We start from the raw sequence: 17,578 nt of genomic DNA on the forward strand, positions 1-17,578 counted from the left end.
GCACTTATGGTAAATCCATAACAGATGCATGTTTAGGATGGGAAGAAACTGAAAAATTAATTTATAATATTGCTGAAAATTTATAGAAGGTTTTATAGTAAAAACTCTGAGTACATTAACTCAGAGTTTTTACTTTTATATAGATTTTTAAATTATTTATTATATATGATTTGCAACTTCATAAGCATCCCAAATACCATACATGATATTTGAAACTTTGCGTGCATCTCCTAAAAGATAAATTTCAGGAACTTCAAATTCTAATTCTTTATATAAAGAATTTTCCTCTTTATAGCCTACAGAAAGTATTACGGAATCACATTTTATTTTTTCTATTCAATTTTCTGTTTCCATTTCAAGCAATCCATCTTTATATGTTTTAACTTTTGAATTTGTTTTTACAGTAATATTATTAAATGGAATTAATCTTTCAAGCATTTCACTATTTGCAGAACACAAAGGTCCATTTAATGCTAGTATTTTGTTTAAGGCTTCGACTATAGTTACATTTTTACCTTTTTTAGCAAGGTGAAGAGCAAGTTCACATCCAACTAGTCCACCGCCAACCATTAAAACTTTTTTCTTATTTAATCTTGGTGTAAGTGCATTATCTTTTTCTTTACATGCCTTAGGATTCATAGCACAGTTAAGCATTGAATAATGTTGAATACGTCCCATACAGCCTTCTTCAAGATATCTACCTTTTTCAGTAAATACTTCTCCTGGAAGTGCTCCGTCTCTTAGATCTTTAATAAAGCTCTTTGGTGAATATCTAAGAACTACAGGATAATCTTTTCCACATCTATCTTTGATTAAAGCCACCCTCACTATCAGCTAGCCCGAGTCGCCCCATTGGTGCTAATGCAAAACGGTTTTTTATCTCACATTTACCAATTTTAATTGGTTCAAATAATTTTTTATACTTGTTCATATACACCCTCCTTAATTAAATGCGAAAAAGCATTTGAATTTTCATACAATTATCTATAAAAAGAGAATTATGTAATGTCTTTATATACATAAAGATTTTTGTATTTATATATGTCAATAATAACATGTTATATGTACTATGTTGTATTTTACTTTTTTATTAATTATGGTAAAATAATAATAAAGAATGAGGTGTTGTTATATGAGAACTTTAAAATATGCAATTTTAGGATTGATAAATAGAAAATCATTAACTGGATATGATATAACGAAAGAATTTAACAGTTGTTTAGTGGATTTTTGGTATGCTAATCATAGTCAAATCTATCCTGAATTAAAGAAACTAACTGATGAATGTCTAATTTCATACGAAACGATTATTCAAGGTGAAAAACTTGAAAAAAAATTATATACCATAACTGAAGAGGGAAAGATATGTTTACAAAAATGGCTAAAGAAAGATGAACCATTAGAACACACTCCTAAAGATGTTTTTAGACTTAAAGCATATTTTTGCGATGAAATATCTAATGAAGATTTAGTAAAACAATTCCAAAGCGCATTAAATAAACATTCTAAGAGAGTGGAATATCTTGAAAATACTATGAAAGAGCTTTTAAAGATAAACGGTATATCAAAAGTATCTTCTCCAAGGTTTGGAGATTATATTGTTTTAAATGGTGCAATTATGCGAGAGAAGGCTTACATAGACTGGGCTCAAGATTGTATAGAAAAGATTTTAATATAAATAGTTTAGGTTAATGAAATACAAGGATGGTCCCTTCCTGAAGTGTAAAGTTCTGGTGTTTCTGGAGTTGATAGAAATACTAAGAAGTTACCACCTTCACCAATAATTATTTTGCCATTTTCACTTTCAACCAAAGTTGTTTCAGGAAGTGCACGTCTTACAAAGGCTTTGATTCATTAAATTACCAACTTACTATATTGTATTGCGTTTTTAACATACAGTGACAAAGTAGCAAAGTACTATACAAATATATATAGCTATTGTCTAGCCCATGTAGCAATAGCTTTAATATCTTCAGGAGTTGTTCGACAGCAACCACCAATTTTATAATTTCCAAGGTATTCAGAACCATCGGCAAGATAAGCACCATAAGGACCTACAGAACCGGCAACTAATGGAGTTGGTCTATTTATTCTATGTAGTGGATTCTTCCAAAAATCATCCCTAGCTTTTATAGCAATAGTAGCAGATTTCTTAATAAGGGATATTGCTTCGAGTTTAGTGAAACCTTTTTCTACATATCCTTCAATAGTAGCTTGATAACTTGAGGTAATTGCGCAGTCAGCTCCAGAAGCAAAATAGTCATAATGAACTTTCTCTATTATTTCAGGATTTTGAGCGAGTATTTTTGCTGACCAGAGAGAATCATTAATGTCGCACCCTAATCGTTCAAGTTCTGTAGCTAAGGCACCGTCTAAAATAATTAATGGAAAATCTTTTAAGATATTATTTATTGGATTCATAATAATTCTCCTTCATTTTGTAGATTGATACAAAGTATCATAGCCATAATTGGACCGAATGGAAACCATTTAGCTCGATACTTTAAATCTTCAAGTTTTCTTCCTTGTGCAATATATGCTTTTCTGAATTTATAGTGGCATATAGCTATACCTAGCCATGCAAAGAAAGCAGTAATACCAGAAATATTAACGAGTGCATAGTATATTTTACCATCACCAACGAGAGATGCAAAAAAAAGCTGAGCAAGCAACAAGAGTTGTAAGGTAAAGCGCATTCATTGGAACACCTCTCTTATTTACTTTTTCAAAAAGTTTAGGTGCTTTTCCTTCTTTTGACATTGAATAAAGCATACGTGATGAAGCATATAAACCTGAGTTCCCCGCTGTAAGAATAACTGCATTCATGAGGCTTGCAGCAAATGCTAAACCTGACCGCTTAAACACCATAGTGAAAGGACTAAAGGCTATTTGATCTGTACCACTTTTTAATAGGTTGGGATCATTAAAAGGAACTAGGACCCATAACACCATATGCTACAATTGCACCACCGATTGCAATCATATTTAAATGTCTGGCTTGCAAACTCCTTTTGAGTTCACCAGGGTGCGCCACTTCGGTTTTTGTATTTATTTCTACTTCAGTGCTCATTTGAAACCTCCTTAGTTTACTTGTTTATAAATTCTGAATATTTAACTATACTGATAAGTCTACCATTAATATGTAATCATGCAATATATATAATACATATATGGTTAATATTTTTGAAAATAATACTATAATTTTTAAATATTCCTTGTCTACTATATTATTTATATAGTGAAATTTAATATAGTTGCTATAATCTATAGAAGTATAGCTAGGTGATAAATATTTACCACCTAGCTATAACTTTTGTATGATATATAAATATAAAAATAAAGATATAAATAAAATAATTATATTTTATTTATACTATTGTTTCAATATTAATGAGTCTAGGCTCATGACCGGCAGGTGTTGCAGAAACATATATTTTTACTAGTCCAGTTTTAGGTGGTAATGTTACAGTAGTAGACTTAGCTATAAATACATAGTTAACTCCATTCACAACTTGAGTAGCAACTACTAAAGGTTTAAAAGTAGAACCTACGAATCCTTTTAGAGCAATATCAAGTACTCTTTTGTTTTCTTCACTAACAGGTTCTTGAATTGTCCATCCCCCACAAATTTTCATGTCATTCCCTCCTCAATTATTTTTTTGATTTAAATGTGTTTTCAACGATTACAAGGTTTTGATAGTTTTCATATACAACCATAATATATGGAGAATCTGACTTAAGTGTGATTTTTGAAGAATATTTTGATTACGTTTTATTGATAAATCTAGGGTTACTATTTTACCAAAATACTTCAATTATCATAATTTAATATTATTTATTTACCAATAAAAGTGGCCATCCCATTATGCCCACTGTAATGAGGTGCTCCTTTAACTGTTACATAACAAATTATTAGCATATATTCTGCACCTCTAGGAATAATGTGATTAAAAGTTAATATAAATGTTCTTGCTGAACCATTTTTAGAATTTATTTTAACAAAACTATCCGTAAGTGAATTTCTACCAGGTGTAGCTATACCTTTAGGGATAACATTCATTGTATCCTTGATCCAGTAATTAGTTGATTTCGTTCCTAGTCTTACATCGATATCTATGTCATAGCTAATTTCAATTTGGAAAGGTGAAACCTGTTCCAATTTTACTAGCATTGGAATAGGTAATATCGGAACATTTTTCTTACTATCATCATCTTGCATAGGATCTTTTAAATATGTCTTCAATAATTACACCTCATTAATAATTTTTAGCTATATTAATAATATATGAAGTAAGATAATAACTGTGATAGCTTATGATAGACATAGTTTTAAATGGAAACATTTCATCCACACACTTAACTTTTATTTAATAAGTTACATTAAGTTATAACGATTACAAAACATATTAAATAGGAATATAAAAAAGCTATTTCAATCTAAAAAAGATTGGAATAGCTTAATTGTTACTACAATATATCTTGGCTTATGGGTGGATTGATTTATATGTATAGTGAGAATGTTTCAGGCTGAGCTGTAAATGAAGAGATGGTAGCTGTTCCTTTTGTAAAGTATAAAACAGCAAAAATTCCATCATCAAGGTTATACATAGTTTTTAAAGATGGAATACTCTCAAGCGCCAATTCTTTTACTTCACGTCTGTCATCATTTGTGACTTCTCCGGTAACACGAATCCATTGTCCTTTTTTATTCATACTAGACATTTCGAATTTGGGATTTTCTAGCATTTGTCTAAAACATTTTTTTGTATTGTTTGTAGCAATGTATAATTTTCCCTCATATTCAAATGACGCTGCAAATGGTCTAACTCTGGGTTGGTTACCTTCGATAGTTGCTAAGTAAAAAATGCCACTCTCTTGTAAAAATTCTAATGCTTTATTCATAATTGTTGCTCCTCTCATATACGTATGTTAAAATGATTATACACTAATAATAACATGTGTATATAAAAAATTAAGTACAATCTTTTATTAATGTTAGTATTAAAAAGATACTATTGAGGAAACTATAATAAATAGTAATAATAGTCTATATTTCGGATACAAAAAACTTCTAATAAAGATGCTTCAATAGAAATATAAACATCTTTATTAGCAGTAAATTTAAGTGTATTTTATTATATGGATTATTTATTATATTCATTTAAAGAGGTTTCTTTTGAAAAAGAAACTTCTTTTACAATGCTATAAAGTAATCCCAATAGAGCACCAACTAAAGCTGGTATTACCCAAACAAGACCTTGTTTTGCTAAAGGCATAGAACTTAAGAATGATATTTTAAGTCCAACTTGATTTAATGAATCAGATATACTAAAAATAGCGGTAATTAGCATACTGAAAGAATATACTGCATTATAACCTTTAAATAGATTATGGGCGAAGGCTAGTACAATAAGTACTATTGCCATAGGATATATAGCTGATAAAACAGGTACAGATATCTTTAATATGTTAGTTAAGCCTACATTTGCAAATAGCATACTAGATAGTGTTATTGTAGTAACCCAAACTTTATAACTAACCTTTGGAATTATCCTTGAGAAATATTCACTACATGAGGTTATAAGACCAACGCAGGTTGTAAGGCAAGCTAATCCAAAAGTTAATCCAAGTATTATTAGGCCATTTGTATTAAAGAGATAAGAAACTATTTTTGTTAATGTTTGCGCTCCATTTGTTGTATTACCAAATTTAGTTTGAGCAGCAGCGCCTAGGCAGGAAAGCATCAAATATATTATAGTTAAGACTAGACCAGCTATAAGCCCAGCTTTTATTGTATAAGAGCTTAAAGCTTTTTTATCTGTAATACCTTGTTTTTTTAAAACTAAGGCAACAACTATCCCGAAATTAAGTGCAGCGATGGCATCCATAGTCATGTATCCATCTAAAAATCCTTTTAAAACAGGAAAGTTAGCATAATCTCCAATTGGAGCACTAAAACTACCGATAGGGTTTATTAAACTACCTATAAATATTATAAGTATTAGTATTAAGATGGCGGGGGTTAGTATCTTTCCAAAACGATCTACTAATTTATTAGGATTCATACTTAGCCAAAATGCTAAACCAAAGAAACATACTGTATATAGAAAAAGAGGTAGAGCACCACCAGTAACTGATGTAGGTAAAAATGGTGCTAAGCTGGTTTCAAAAGACAAACTAGAAGCACGAGGAATGCCTAAAAATGGTCCTATTGATAAATAAATTAATAATGTAAAAATAAGTGCAAAAGGTTTATTAACTCTACCAGCTAAATTTTGAAGACCATCAGCTTTTGCAACGACAGCTACAGCAAGTATTGGTAGACCTACTGCAGAGGCAAGAAAACCGGAGAGAGAAAATAAAAGATTTGTACCAGACATTTGTCCGAGGACTGGTGGGAAGATTAAGTTTCCAGCTCCAAAAAACATTGAAAATAACATTAAACTAACTAGCAGTAAATTTTTTCTTGATAATTTATTCATAGTAATTCCTCCAATAATATTATTTTTTCTAAGATTGAATATTATATCGCTAATGTCACTGTCCACTAAACCACCCCCTTATAAAATAAAAAAAGCCCGTCCCTATAAAAGGGACGAGCGAATATGCACGTGTTACCACCCAAAATCTATTAAAAGTATAATACATAAATTTAATAGCACTTAGCAAGATACCAATCGATATCTGGTCCTTTTAATGGTGGACGACCATTAAACCTTATTATATTTCAGGTTTACTTCTCAGAGATGATTTTCAATTATAGACTGAACGTTGACTCTCACCAAATGTCAACTCTCTTTAGAACAGATACTAAAACGTACTCTTTCTCGTCATCAAATTTGTTATTTATGTTGTAATGAAATATACCATATTATAAAAAAATTGTCAATAAACAACTAGCATTTTAATATTTTCTTATTTTATAAAAAAAAGATTGACGATGTTACTAGTTAGTAGTATATTATAAATATGGATAAAGAAAAAAATACTTATGGGAAAGTGGAAGATTTAAATTTAAAGGCGTTAATAGCGTTAACTAGATGTACTCATGATGTTCATAAAAAAGAATATAAAACTATAAAAGCGGGAGGGTTAACAGTTTCTCAGTTTGCAGTTCTTGAGATATTATATCATAAAGGAGATTTAAGAATTAGTGAAATAATAGGTAAGATTCTTTCAACAGGTGGAAATATGACTGTTGTTATAGATAATTTAGTTAAGGTAAATCTCGTTAAGAGATGTACTGATCCGAAAGATAGACGAGTTAATTTGATAAGTATTACTGAGGAAGGAAGAAACCTCATGAGTGATATATTCCCAAAACATATAGAAAATAGAAATCAAATTTTTAGTAACTTAACATCAGAGGAAAAGATAAATTTAATAAGATTATTGAAAAAATTATCAGGTGTATAAATGGATACACCATATATTTTATTAGAATAGTACTAATTAGTAATAAAATGAAAGGAGATTTTATAATGTTAAGAAAATTAGAAAGCGCAAAAATGGGATCAAGTAATTTAGGATGGTTAAGGAGCAAATTTCACTTTTCATTTGCAGAGTACTATAACCCAAATAACATGGGATTTGGAGTATTAAGAGTTATAAATGATGATTTAATTAATCCTAATACTGGATTTGATACACATCCTCATCAGAACATGGAGATTATATCCTATGTTGTTAAAGGAGAATTAACTCATGGTGATAGTATGGGAAATAAAGGTAATCTGAAACGCGGTAATGTGCAATATATGAGCGCAGGTACAGGAGTTTATCATAGTGAGCATAATTTAGGAGAAGAGGTAGCAAGATTTCTTCAAATATGGATATTGCCTGATAAAGAAGGACATAAACCTAATTACGGTGAATACAAATTTGAGTGGAATGATAGAAAAAATAAATGGCTTCATATGGTGTCAAGTAATCAAGGGGAAGCAGTTATAAAGGTAAATCAGGATATAAATATATTCACATTAGAATTAGATGAGGGAAGTGCAATTGAGTACCATGTAAAAGCGGCTAGACAAGCCTATTTAGTTCAGATTGAAGGAAAATCAAATATTAATGGAATTATTCTAAATGAAAGAGATGCCATGGAAATTGTTGAAGAGGATATAAAGATAAAATCAGAAGTTCTTTCACATTTTATTATTTTAGAAATGAAAAAAGCTTAAGAGTACTGCTAGATTAATAATAGAAAAATTATAATAGGCTTTAGGATGATAGTCCTAAAGCCTATTAATCTTATTTATTATTTTTATCAAATATAACCTTACCTGCACAAACCTTAGATTGACCAAACCACATACATTTTGCACATTTCAAACATTTACCAGTATCTTTGCCATCTTTAGCATCGTTTGCCCAATTAGGATTTATAAGAAATCCTCTAGCAATATCTACAATGTCTACATTTGTATCAGTTAATATTTGTTCTGCAATTTCAGCTGAATTAATTCCATCAACTGCAAATACTGGAATTGATACTACTTCTTTGATTTTCTCGGCTGCATAAACAGCATTAGAGTATTTATATTCTTTACTTACGTGCATTTCTAATTCATTCATAAATCCATAAGAAATATCAAGGAAATCTATTCCGCTTTTTTCTAATATTTTAGCGTAATGTATTCCATCTTCTATTAGGGGTTCAAATCCTCCCAAACGGATTCCAACAACAAACTCTTTCGGTGTTATTTTTCTAATTCCGTCTAGAATTTCTATAACAAAAAATTCAGGATTAATGCCATATTTATCAGTTCGCTTATTTACTTTTCTATCTAAAAACTGACTTATTAAATAGGCATGACATCCATGAAGTTCAATGCCGTCATATCCTGCTTTGTAAGCTCTTTTGGCAGCTTTTATAAAATCATTTTGTATAGATTTTATATCTTCACTAGTCATTTCATGCCCAACAACTATATTTCCTGCATAATTTTTATATTCATATGGACTTGGACACATTGGGTCGTTTGATATTCCAACAACTCCTGCATGATGAATTTGAAGAAATATTGGACAGTTTTCTTCGTGAACTACATCAACTATTTTTTTTAGCCCTTCAATTTGATCATCTTCCCATATTCCAAGTTGATTTCCAGATAATTTACCATCATTATTAACACATGTAGCCTCTTGAATTATAATCCCTGCTCCACCTTTAGCTAACTTTTCATAACGTTCTACATTTTCTATTGCTACATATCCATCAGGTCTAAATCCAACAACCATTGGAGGAACACAAATACGATTCTTCATTTTTATATTTTTAATATTAAATTCGGCAAATAATTTTTTCAAAAATAACACTCTCCTATTCCACTATTTTATTTACATATAACTCTTTATATGATATGTTATTATTATATCTTACCAAGGAACACAATATCAAGTACGCACATTTTTGTGCCCCAAATTTGGAGGAATTGTTTATGAAAGATGAACTTAATGAAATACCACATATTTATTCTAAACAGTGTCCTGTTGTTCATGCACTTGAGATTATTGGCGGCAAGTGGAGAATTGCTATTATATGGGAACTATCCTCGCAAAAAAGCATTAGATATAATGAACTTAAACGAAGGATACCTGGAATCACTAATATTATGTTAACACGTTCTTTGAAGGCTTTGAATGAGCATGGTCTTGTAGAGAGAATTGAATATAATAAAATTCCACCTCATGTAGAGTACTCTTTAACAGATACCTGTCATGATTTGCTACCTGCATTGGTAATTATAAATGAGTGGGGAAAAAAGTTGGGTAGTCAACATTAAGCATAAAGTTTCACATTAACATAATAATATAAATAACGGAAGCTATTGGGATATATTAAAAATACTAATTAGAGTTTAAATACAAGGAGGTTATCAAATGCCATTAATACGTTTTGATATGATAGAAGGAAGAACAGAGAAAGAAATTACTAAAATATTAGATGTTGCACATATTGCAGTAGTCGAGGCTTTTAAGGTGCCAGAAGGTGACCGTTACCAAATTGTTCATCAACATCACGCTTATGAAATGATTATTAAAGATACTGGACTCGGGTTTGAGCGTTCGAGTAATGTGATTGTGATTACTATTACATCCCGCCAGCGTTCAAGTGAAAAGAAAGAAGCTCTTTACAAAAAATTAGCTCTCGATTTAAAAAAGGAATGCAATATTGACCCAGCAGATATTATGGTTTCAATGGTATTTAATGAAGGCGAAGATTGGAGTTTTGCTTTTGGAAGAGCACAGTTTTTAACTGGTGAACTATAAATAATAAGGAGACAAAAGTCAGTAATGAGTACATTATTACTGACTTTTGTCTTTTTTAATCTTCCATCATAATTTTAATTATTTCTTTATCTGTTTCTTTCATTCCTTCTTTTGCAAGTTTACCTACATTTGATAGAGTGGCTTCAATACCTGCACCACTTCCAGCTCCAGCACAAACAGCACCACAATAAGCTGAAAGTCTTCCTATACCAGTCTTTTGATGTATTGTAACTAAATTTGAAATAACCAAGGCTCTATAAAGTCTTTCTGTTGGAACCTTTAATTCATTACCATATTCAATGAAAGGAAGTGAAGCTGTCATTCCCTGATTACCACTACCGGAAACGATAATGACAGGTAGTTCACATCCATTCATCCTGGCATCTGATCATGCAGCTGCTTTCGCTTTTGCTCTTATTTTAACATCAGAGCCATATGTTAAAATTAGAACACTTCCTATATTGGTACCGTAACTATTTTTTAATCCTTCTTCTTTGATGAGGTTGCTTCTTTGTGATAAAGTATGTCACCATTCTTTTCAATTAAAATAATATTGGTATGATAGTTTATAATTCTTACTTTTACATATGTTTCTTTATAAAATACAGTCATCTGTATATCAAATATAAATGTGAATAATGAAGTTGAATTAGGCGTTTAGCATAGCACTATAAAGCCAAAATAGGTCAGTGTAGTTTCTAGGGTTTTTATTTGTAATTTTATAAATTTTATTTAAGCGATATCTAATGGTGTTTCTATGTATGAATAACCTGTTTGATACATTGTTTAGTTCTCCGTTTTCTTCTATTAGAACTTTTAGAGTTTCTCTTAATACTCCATCATTATCATTTGAAGCTACTAATTTATAGGTTTCTTGTAGTTCATCAATTTTCCATTTTTCACTATTCTGAGAGAATAACATTTCGGATTTTAGTGAATTAAAAATGTAAATATTATATTTAGGATATATTTTTTCACCAAATATAAGTGTTTCTTTAGCAATACTATAAGATTTATACATGTCATTTAAATTATCATATGTTTTTCCAACTGATATCTTTGCAGTAATACCTATTTGAGTACATATTTTTTCATTGATTTCCTTTATTGTTTCATTATAATCTTCAATTTCATTATTAATATGTAGACATTTATGTAAAACTACAATGGTTTGCGAATTAATTATGGTCGCTAGTGATTCCATAAATGTAACTTCTAGTAGGTTTATTATTAAATTTAATACATTTAAATCAGTTTTATCTGAATTATCTTTAAAATCCACTTCAATTATAAATATAAACATAGGAAAATTGTATGGAATTTCAAATCCCTTAATCTGTTTTTTTAATAAAGAAAGAGAATCTTGTTTATTATATATAAGTGCTAGCATAACTTCTTGTTTCATTCTCTTGTTACTTTCTAGTTCCGTTAATACATGTTCTTGTTCAATCATCATTTCTGCTGTCATTTTAATCAATTTGCCATAGCCCAAAACATCGCTAGGTTTTCCTGTAATTCCTATTACACCGATTACTCTATTTTGAAATTCAATAACTAGGTTAGTTCCGGAATGTACACCATTTAATTGCTCGCTTCCATGTTCACTAACACTAAATTCTGAATTCCTTTTAAGCGCAATTATTGCTCCTTCATGTATATCTCCAATTCTTTTTTTGTCTCCTGACGCTATAATAATGCCTAATGTATTGGTTATAATTATATTATAATTAACAGCGCTCATAGTCCTTTCTACAATATTGTTAGCTAATTTACTGCTTAAGATTTCCAGTAATTACACCTCCTTGATATATCTAGTGTATTTTTGTATAGTTAGTTATTTTACTTGAATTATAAAAATTGATGTTGTAAATAAAATCTTTGATGTGCATATAAACAAAATTAAGGTTTAATTTTTGTTCAATTAGATATTGATTATTAAATGAAAAAGCAGGATAATATATATATAATGTTAATTAATCTTTTAATTTTACTATAAAAGCACTATTATTATAACAAGCATATTAATTAAATAAGTGTGAACAAGGTTAATTATATTTTAATATTGTCCAAATTGATATAGTCAATTTGTGTAAATGCATAATATAATAAATTTTTAAATAATAAATAAGTAAATTAAATTTAATATTTAATTAAGGAGTGATAAATTTTGGTTGGTGATAAATTATTTTACAAAACTTTATTCAAAGATATATTTTCTAATCCATTTGAAATTAAATTTTGGGACGGGGATATAGAAAAATTTGGTGAGGGTGAGAGTACGTTTCAACTTATTTTTAATGAACCGATATCTAAGGGTGATGTTATAAATGATCCTTCTATAACTCTTGGAGAAGCGTATATGACAAAAAAATTAGAAATAAAGGGTAATGTACAGTTCGTTATAGAGTCATTATACAATAATCAAGAGAGTTTTTTAAATAAAAGTGAAAAATACGAAAAGCTTATAAAAAAGTTTAAAAGTAGTATAAAAAGAAGTAAGGATAATATACAATTTCATTATGATATTGGAAATGATTTTTATAAATTATGGCTTGATGATTCTATGAATTATTCCTGTGGATATTTTAAAAATGATACCGATACTTTAGATGAAGCTCAAAACAATAAAACAAATCATATTTTAACAAAATTAAATTTAAAAGAAGGACAAACACTACTTGATATAGGATGTGGATGGGGAGAACTTATAATTAGAGCAGCTAAACAATATAAGGTCAAGGCTGTTGGAGTTACTTTAAGTTTAGAACAACTACAAAAGGCTAATGAAAGAATAAAAGCAGAGGGACTTGAAGATTTAGTAGAAGTTAAACTTCAAGATTACAGAGAAATAAAGGGTATGAGTTTCGATAGGATTGTTAGTGTAGGAATGCTCGAACATGTAGGACTTGAAAATTTATCTGAATATTTTCATATAGTAAATGATTTATTAAAAGATAAGGGTCTTTCTTTACTCCATTGTATAACAGCAGTAAATGAAGGCGGTAATAATACGTGGATAGATAAATACATTTTTCCAGGTGGACATGTACCAGCTATTAAAACTATAATTTCAGATATAGCAGAATTGGAACTAGAATTAATTGATGTAGAAAGTCTTAGAAGGCATTATGGAAAGACGCTTGAACATTGGGCAGAAAACTTTGAAAATGCTCTTCCTATAATAGAAAAGACTAAAGATGAGACATTTATAAGAATGTGGAGACTATATTTGAATGCTTGTGCTGCATCATTCAATTGTGGTAATATTAATGTTCATCAAATATTGTTTGCCAAAGGTGTAAACAATGATTTACCTTTAACTAGAGACTACATGATTAAATAAAGGACTAAAGGCAACTAATAGTTGCCTTTTTTTTATATCGTTTTACTAAATGAAAAAATTACTATAACACATTTGTCCTTTATTATTGTATAATACATATAACTTAATAACCTCATATTGGTAAGTTGGTGGGAAGGTGGATAAGATGAAAGCAAAATCGTATAAGTTTAAGTTAATAACTTTTGTCATTATTTGTGCGGTGGCAGCAGCAATAGTAGTTAATGTCAAGATGAAAAACAGTAATGTTATTAAAATAAGTAATAAAACTGAAGTAAATGATTATAAAAGTAAAGAGATCAAAAAGCAACAATTACAAGAAACTGTTAATAAAAAACAGGCAGATTTAGAAAAGAAATGGAAGATAGGATATGATCAGTTTTTTGCACATAAATATGTGGAAGCTATTAAAACGGAAAATCAAGTTTTAAAGGAGGATTCTAAATTCTATAAAGCATACAATGTAAAAGGAATTGCATTAGCCTATAGTGGAGATTTTAAAGGAGGTATGCAACAAATCGATAACGCCTTAAGATTGGAACCTAATTATGGATATGCAAGATTTAATAAAGCACTAACTTATGAACTGTTCGGGGATTACACTAACGCTGTTACATGGTATAAAAAAGATTTGGAAGTGGAAAAATATGACTGGAGTTATTATGGTATAGCAAGCATTTATGGAAGAAAAGGAGATATTAATAACACAGTGAAGTATTTGAAACTAGCCATTGATATTAATAAAAACATTAAAAACCAAGCGAAAAATGAAAAAGACTTTGATAATGTAAAACAATACAAACAATTTAAGCAATTAATAGGGTAATAGAATCTCTTTTGGTACTAGTCAAAGGGAAGTTTGTGGGGTATAATAAATCAGTAAAATAACGAGATATACTTTGGAAATATTTATTGTAAATATTAATTTAGGATCATCAAAATAAAATATTTAATGATATAAAAAAACAAAAGAAGAGAGGGTAAAACATGAAAAACGATATAAATAAAAATATGGAAATAATGAAAAAAGTTATTGAAGAAAAAAAAGCAAAATCTTCTATGCAAAAAAATAATAGGAGAGCATCAATACACGGATCACAAAGCGCATCGTCAGGTAATGGTGGAGGTTTAGTTGGTAAAAATAACAGGGGACAATAAGTTCCCTGTTATTTTTTTGTTTATGTTTTGTTCTTAATAAATATCTAATAATTTTTCATGAAAAATAATAAAAATAAGTGCTTTTAAATATTGTGATAGTAAAAAATTTATATATTTGATATAATTACAAATATATAAATAAGATTACATTATTTGCTTAAATGTTTAAGATAACTTCGATAATATTAATAATGTGTGTTTTAAATATTTTATGAGTGTAATTAATAAAGTGAAATAGTTATGAATATTTGAAGTACATAGGAGGTGTAAGTTGAAAAATAAAATTATATATTTAATTATTATTGCTCTAGTCGTAGTAGGAACAGCCTCATTTTTGATTTTTAATAAATTCAATAAAACATCTACCGTACAACCTATAACGAAGCAAACCAATAATATAACGAAGCAAACTAATAATATAAAGAAGAAATCACTCGCAATTACAGTGAAAGTTGCACTGCCAAAGATTCCAGTTTTAATGTATCACTCTGTTACGACAGATAAATCTAATAAGAATGAACTTAAAATAAGTCAGGCAAAGCTTAAAGCACAACTAGATTATTTAAAGGCTAATAAATATAACACAATATCTTTAGACCAGCTATATAGTCATATGTCAAAACGAACAGCATTGCCAACTAAACCTATAATAATAACATTCGATGATGGTTATGTTGATAATTACACATTGGCCTATCCACTTTTGAAAGCAAATAATCAGAAAGCTACAGTATTTATGATAGTTAATTGTATAAACACTGGAAATTATTTAACATCTAAGCAATTATTAGAAATGAATAAAAACAATTTCAAAGTAGAAAGTCACACAAATAACCATGAGGATTTATCTGAATTAACATATACTGAGCAAGTATCTACATTAAAAACATCCAAAATAGTACTAGAGAACTTATTAGGGAAAAAAGTTTTGTATGTAGCATATCCTAGTGGAAAATACAATAATTCTACTTCAAAAGCTGCACATGATGTTGGGTTTAATTTAGGCATTAGTACTGATAATGGATTTACTTCTGTATATGATAATTATTATACCATTAACAGGATTTATGTTAATGCCTTTTATAGTATGAGAAAGTTTCAATATAATTTAACCCACGAAATGAAATAAACAAAAAAGTTAGGAGGATATGTAACTTATTTTATTGTTCTAAATTCATATCCTTGATCTTTTAAATATTCTATAATTTGAGGTAATGCTTTAGCTGTTTGTATTTTACCATAAGTATCATGCATCAATATAATTACTTTTGATTTTGTTCCAACCTCTTGCTTTAATATACTAAATAATTCAGCTGCACTTTTATTGTATTTACCTGATGCATCTTTAATTTCAACATTCCAGTCTATACTAATAATATTTTTTTCCTTTAATTTTGCATCGAACTCTGGTAAATTTGGATCATTATAATATTCTCTAGACATATATCCGCCTGGTACTCTTAAAATCCTTGTACTAAAGGCTTGACCAAGAACATTTTTTAAAACATCATTATTTTTTTTCACATCGTTCATGAAAATGGGTACATTAATTTCGTTGTTAGGGAGTAATATATTGTTTCTATTATGAGAATAAGTATGATTACCTATTGCATTTCCTTCATTAAATTCACGTTTTACAAGTTCTTTGCTCCTTTCATTTTCTTCTATATTTTCTCCAACCAAAAAAAATGTTGCTTTTACATTATTTTTTTTTAGAATATCTAGTATTTTCGGGGTAACAGTAGTAGATGGACCATCATCGAAGGTAAGAAATGCTATTTTAGTATAATCACTTTTTGCTTTGTAATTCAATATGGCACTTACCATTGTAGCATCATAACTATATTTTTCTCCTTCTTTATTTACGTTAAGATCTTTTGAAAATTTGTTACTGGTTTCAATATTATTTTTTAATGTGCCAATAACTGTAGAAGTAACTGTTGAAATTGCTTGCTTAGTGTTAACTTGTCCTTTAGCAAAATTTTTATAAATTATTATTGTACCTATTAAAATTAAAAAAAAACAGCTAGCTATTAAATGTATCTTCACTAATTTTTTATTCATATTTACCACTCCATTAACTAACATTTATAATTGCGTTGTATATAGTATGACAATATTTATTATTGAAAATAGAAAGTTGTTATATCTATGTATATTAAAAAGATTAAAATTTATGTAATGGAATGAAAAATATTATATATTAACATATGAGATTACTTAGAAGAGTAAAAAGACAAGAAAGGGAGGGGTTAAAAAAATAAAATAATATAGCTAAAGGGAGTTCATTATGATGAACTCCCTTTAGCTATATTAAAATATTTAATTATGAACTAAGTAGAGCATAACAATTATATTTTTGAATCTTTTATGATTGCCTTGAGTACCTTTGCAGATTCAACAAGTTGATTGTTTTCATCTTCATTGAGGTTAACTTGTAGTATTTTCTTTACTCCCTCTCTACCTAGAATTGTTGGAATTCCCATATAAACGTCATCTATTCCATATTCACCGTTTAGTAGGGCAGATACTGTAAGAATAGAGTTTTCATTGCTTAATATTGCTTCAACTATTCTTTTTACGGCTAGTGCGACAGCATAATAGGTTGCACCTTTTTTTTCAAGAACTTTATATCCTGCTCGTTTTACATCATTATGGATAGTAGACTTCATATCATAATTACATGTTTTAGAACTAATAGTACAGTACTCATCGATATTCATACCTGCAATACTAGTTAAACTCCAAGTAGCTATCCCTATGTGTTAAGATAGTTGTCGTAGAGAGAAATATAGTATACTATACAGT

General features: G+C 29.0%; 21 protein-coding genes, 3 pseudogenes and 1 other annotated feature. Of the genes and pseudogenes, 9 read left to right on the forward strand and 15 right to left on the reverse strand.

The window, feature by feature from the left end; translation table 11 throughout:
• Window positions 1-336: 336 nt before the first annotated feature.
• Together Q0649_RS21015 and Q0649_RS21020 are read right to left on the reverse strand one after the other, a co-directional pair.
• Window positions 337-822, reverse strand: coding sequence for an FAD-dependent oxidoreductase (locus Q0649_RS21015; protein WP_298846471.1), 486 nt, complete (start codon window positions 820-822; stop codon window positions 337-339).
• Entirely contained in the window at window positions 803-931 is a 129-nt protein-coding gene (locus Q0649_RS21020; protein ID WP_298846473.1) for a hypothetical protein, read from the reverse strand. Before Q0649_RS21020 ends, Q0649_RS21015 begins: the two co-directional genes overlap by 20 nt.
• Window positions 932-1,132: 201 nt before the next feature.
• Here Q0649_RS21020 and Q0649_RS21025 point away from each other — a divergent pair, with 201 nt between their 5' ends.
• Window positions 1,133-1,678, forward strand: a complete 546-nt coding sequence (locus Q0649_RS21025; RefSeq protein ID WP_298846476.1) for a PadR family transcriptional regulator — start codon at window positions 1,133-1,135, stop codon at window positions 1,676-1,678.
• 5 nt (window positions 1,679-1,683) lie between these two features.
• On the opposite strand, the gene Q0649_RS21030 is transcribed toward Q0649_RS21025, so the two are convergent.
• From Q0649_RS21030 to brnQ, 8 genes and pseudogenes are all read right to left on the reverse strand, one after another.
• A complete protein-coding gene (locus Q0649_RS21030) occupies window positions 1,684-1,812 on the reverse strand; it encodes a hypothetical protein (protein ID WP_298846479.1) in 129 nt (42 codons plus the stop codon).
• Between the two features lie 123 nt (window positions 1,813-1,935).
• On the reverse strand, window positions 1,936-2,421 hold the full coding sequence (locus Q0649_RS21035; protein WP_298846483.1) for a homocysteine S-methyltransferase family protein: 486 nt from the start codon (window positions 2,419-2,421) through the stop codon (window positions 1,936-1,938).
• 26 nt (window positions 2,422-2,447) lie between these two features.
• Window positions 2,448-2,952 (reverse strand): annotated as a pseudogene (locus Q0649_RS21040) (amino acid permease); the annotation flags it as partial.
• The gene (locus Q0649_RS21045) at window positions 2,924-3,070 is read right to left on the reverse strand and encodes a hypothetical protein (RefSeq protein WP_298846485.1); all 147 of its coding nucleotides are present in this window, start codon (window positions 3,068-3,070) and stop codon (window positions 2,924-2,926) included. The pseudogene Q0649_RS21040 and the gene Q0649_RS21045, both read right to left, overlap by 29 nt.
• A 298-nt stretch (window positions 3,071-3,368) precedes the next feature.
• A complete protein-coding gene (locus tag Q0649_RS21050) occupies window positions 3,369-3,635 on the reverse strand; it encodes a hypothetical protein (RefSeq protein WP_298846486.1) in 267 nt (88 codons plus the stop codon).
• A gap of 200 nt (window positions 3,636-3,835) precedes the next feature.
• Window positions 3,836-4,243 carry a hypothetical protein gene (locus Q0649_RS21055; protein WP_298846489.1) on the reverse strand — a complete coding sequence of 136 codons (408 nt, stop codon included), beginning with the start codon at window positions 4,241-4,243 and terminating at the stop codon, window positions 3,836-3,838.
• A gap of 257 nt (window positions 4,244-4,500) precedes the next feature.
• Window positions 4,501-4,902, reverse strand: a complete 402-nt coding sequence (locus Q0649_RS21060) for a pyridoxamine 5'-phosphate oxidase family protein (protein WP_298846491.1) — start codon at window positions 4,900-4,902, stop codon at window positions 4,501-4,503.
• Between the two features lie 242 nt (window positions 4,903-5,144).
• Window positions 5,145-6,482, reverse strand: a complete 1,338-nt coding sequence (gene brnQ, locus Q0649_RS21065) for a branched-chain amino acid transport system II carrier protein (RefSeq protein WP_298846546.1) — start codon at window positions 6,480-6,482, stop codon at window positions 5,145-5,147.
• Window positions 6,483-6,588: 106 nt separating this feature from the next.
• Window positions 6,589-6,843 (reverse strand) — a binding site (T-box leader).
• 126 nt (window positions 6,844-6,969) lie between these two features.
• Between brnQ and Q0649_RS21070 the strand changes: the two genes are divergently transcribed.
• Together Q0649_RS21070 and Q0649_RS21075 are read left to right on the forward strand one after the other, a co-directional pair.
• A complete protein-coding gene (locus Q0649_RS21070; RefSeq protein WP_298846494.1) occupies window positions 6,970-7,416 on the forward strand; it encodes a MarR family winged helix-turn-helix transcriptional regulator in 447 nt (148 codons plus the stop codon).
• 65 nt (window positions 7,417-7,481) lie between these two features.
• Window positions 7,482-8,180 (forward strand): pirin family protein, encoded by a 699-nt coding sequence (locus Q0649_RS21075; RefSeq protein ID WP_298846497.1) that lies wholly within the window; start codon window positions 7,482-7,484, stop codon window positions 8,178-8,180.
• Window positions 8,181-8,250: 70 nt separating this feature from the next.
• On the opposite strand, the gene Q0649_RS21080 is transcribed toward Q0649_RS21075, so the two are convergent.
• A complete protein-coding gene (locus tag Q0649_RS21080; protein ID WP_298846500.1) occupies window positions 8,251-9,309 on the reverse strand; it encodes an NADH:flavin oxidoreductase in 1,059 nt (352 codons plus the stop codon).
• Window positions 9,310-9,440: 131 nt separating this feature from the next.
• Here Q0649_RS21080 and Q0649_RS21085 point away from each other — a divergent pair, with 131 nt between their 5' ends.
• Both Q0649_RS21085 and Q0649_RS21090 read left to right on the forward strand, forming a co-directional pair.
• Window positions 9,441-9,785: a helix-turn-helix domain-containing protein gene (locus tag Q0649_RS21085; RefSeq protein ID WP_298846525.1), complete on the forward strand. Its 345-nt coding sequence runs from the start codon at window positions 9,441-9,443 to the stop codon at window positions 9,783-9,785.
• Between the two features lie 97 nt (window positions 9,786-9,882).
• Window positions 9,883-10,272 (forward strand): tautomerase family protein, encoded by a 390-nt coding sequence (locus tag Q0649_RS21090; RefSeq protein WP_298846528.1) that lies wholly within the window; start codon window positions 9,883-9,885, stop codon window positions 10,270-10,272.
• A gap of 55 nt (window positions 10,273-10,327) precedes the next feature.
• Here Q0649_RS21090 and Q0649_RS21095 read toward each other — a convergent pair.
• Both Q0649_RS21095 and Q0649_RS21100 read right to left on the reverse strand, forming a co-directional pair.
• Window positions 10,328-10,899, reverse strand: a pseudogene (locus tag Q0649_RS21095) (L-serine ammonia-lyase, iron-sulfur-dependent, subunit alpha); the annotation flags it as partial.
• Window positions 10,900-10,921: 22 nt separating this feature from the next.
• On the reverse strand, window positions 10,922-12,061 hold the full coding sequence (locus Q0649_RS21100) for a sugar diacid recognition domain-containing protein (RefSeq protein WP_298846549.1): 1,140 nt from the start codon (window positions 12,059-12,061) through the stop codon (window positions 10,922-10,924).
• A 378-nt stretch (window positions 12,062-12,439) separates the two neighbouring features.
• Between Q0649_RS21100 and Q0649_RS21105 the strand changes: the two genes are divergently transcribed.
• The 4 genes from Q0649_RS21105 (at window position 12,440) to Q0649_RS21120 (ending at window position 15,899) form a co-directional block, all read left to right on the forward strand.
• Window positions 12,440-13,615: a cyclopropane-fatty-acyl-phospholipid synthase family protein gene (locus Q0649_RS21105; RefSeq protein ID WP_298846531.1), complete on the forward strand. Its 1,176-nt coding sequence runs from the start codon at window positions 12,440-12,442 to the stop codon at window positions 13,613-13,615.
• Window positions 13,616-13,760: 145 nt separating this feature from the next.
• Window positions 13,761-14,438 carry a tetratricopeptide repeat protein gene (locus Q0649_RS21110; RefSeq protein ID WP_298846534.1) on the forward strand — a complete coding sequence of 226 codons (678 nt, stop codon included), beginning with the start codon at window positions 13,761-13,763 and terminating at the stop codon, window positions 14,436-14,438.
• A 161-nt stretch (window positions 14,439-14,599) separates the two neighbouring features.
• Window positions 14,600-14,770 carry a hypothetical protein gene (locus Q0649_RS21115; protein WP_298846536.1) on the forward strand — a complete coding sequence of 57 codons (171 nt, stop codon included), beginning with the start codon at window positions 14,600-14,602 and terminating at the stop codon, window positions 14,768-14,770.
• Between the two features lie 271 nt (window positions 14,771-15,041).
• Window positions 15,042-15,899: a polysaccharide deacetylase family protein gene (locus tag Q0649_RS21120; RefSeq protein ID WP_298846539.1), complete on the forward strand. Its 858-nt coding sequence runs from the start codon at window positions 15,042-15,044 to the stop codon at window positions 15,897-15,899.
• A gap of 26 nt (window positions 15,900-15,925) precedes the next feature.
• Here Q0649_RS21120 and Q0649_RS21125 read toward each other — a convergent pair whose 3' ends face one another.
• Window positions 15,926-16,834, reverse strand: coding sequence for a polysaccharide deacetylase family protein (locus tag Q0649_RS21125; protein WP_298846543.1), 909 nt, complete (start codon window positions 16,832-16,834; stop codon window positions 15,926-15,928).
• A gap of 287 nt (window positions 16,835-17,121) precedes the next feature.
• Window positions 17,122-17,526, reverse strand: a pseudogene (locus Q0649_RS21130) (L-lactate dehydrogenase); the annotation flags it as partial.
• Between the last annotated feature and the right edge of the window lie 52 nt (window positions 17,527-17,578).

This window comes from uncultured Clostridium sp. (assembly GCF_937920395.1).
Taxonomy (GTDB): domain Bacteria; phylum Bacillota; class Clostridia; order Clostridiales; family Clostridiaceae; genus Clostridium_AD.

What these genes read in the sequence shown, in the direction of transcription:
- Q0649_RS21115 (WP_298846536.1), top strand. Translation starts at nt 14,600, where the DNA reads ATGAAAAACGATATAAATAAAAATATGGAAATAATGAAAAAAGTTATT.
- Q0649_RS21025 (WP_298846476.1), top strand. Translation starts at nt 1,133, where the DNA reads ATGAGAACTTTAAAATATGCAATTTTAGGATTGATAAATAGAAAATCA.
- Q0649_RS21110 (WP_298846534.1), top strand. Translation starts at nt 13,761, where the DNA reads ATGAAAGCAAAATCGTATAAGTTTAAGTTAATAACTTTTGTCATTATT.
- Q0649_RS21035 (WP_298846483.1), bottom strand. Translation starts at nt 2,421, where the DNA reads ATGAATCCAATAAATAATATCTTAAAAGATTTTCCATTAATTATTTTA.
- Q0649_RS21050 (WP_298846486.1), bottom strand. Translation starts at nt 3,635, where the DNA reads ATGAAAATTTGTGGGGGATGGACAATTCAAGAACCTGTTAGTGAAGAA.
- brnQ (WP_298846546.1), bottom strand. Translation starts at nt 6,482, where the DNA reads ATGAATAAATTATCAAGAAAAAATTTACTGCTAGTTAGTTTAATGTTA.
- Q0649_RS21125 (WP_298846543.1), bottom strand. Translation starts at nt 16,834, where the DNA reads ATGAATAAAAAATTAGTGAAGATACATTTAATAGCTAGCTGTTTTTTT.
- Q0649_RS21020 (WP_298846473.1), bottom strand. Translation starts at nt 931, where the DNA reads ATGAACAAGTATAAAAAATTATTTGAACCAATTAAAATTGGTAAATGT.
- Q0649_RS21075 (WP_298846497.1), top strand. Translation starts at nt 7,482, where the DNA reads ATGTTAAGAAAATTAGAAAGCGCAAAAATGGGATCAAGTAATTTAGGA.
- Q0649_RS21070 (WP_298846494.1), top strand. Translation starts at nt 6,970, where the DNA reads ATGGATAAAGAAAAAAATACTTATGGGAAAGTGGAAGATTTAAATTTA.
- Q0649_RS21060 (WP_298846491.1), bottom strand. Translation starts at nt 4,902, where the DNA reads ATGAATAAAGCATTAGAATTTTTACAAGAGAGTGGCATTTTTTACTTA.
- Q0649_RS21045 (WP_298846485.1), bottom strand. Translation starts at nt 3,070, where the DNA reads ATGAGCACTGAAGTAGAAATAAATACAAAAACCGAAGTGGCGCACCCT.
- Q0649_RS21090 (WP_298846528.1), top strand. Translation starts at nt 9,883, where the DNA reads ATGCCATTAATACGTTTTGATATGATAGAAGGAAGAACAGAGAAAGAA.
- Q0649_RS21085 (WP_298846525.1), top strand. Translation starts at nt 9,441, where the DNA reads ATGAAAGATGAACTTAATGAAATACCACATATTTATTCTAAACAGTGT.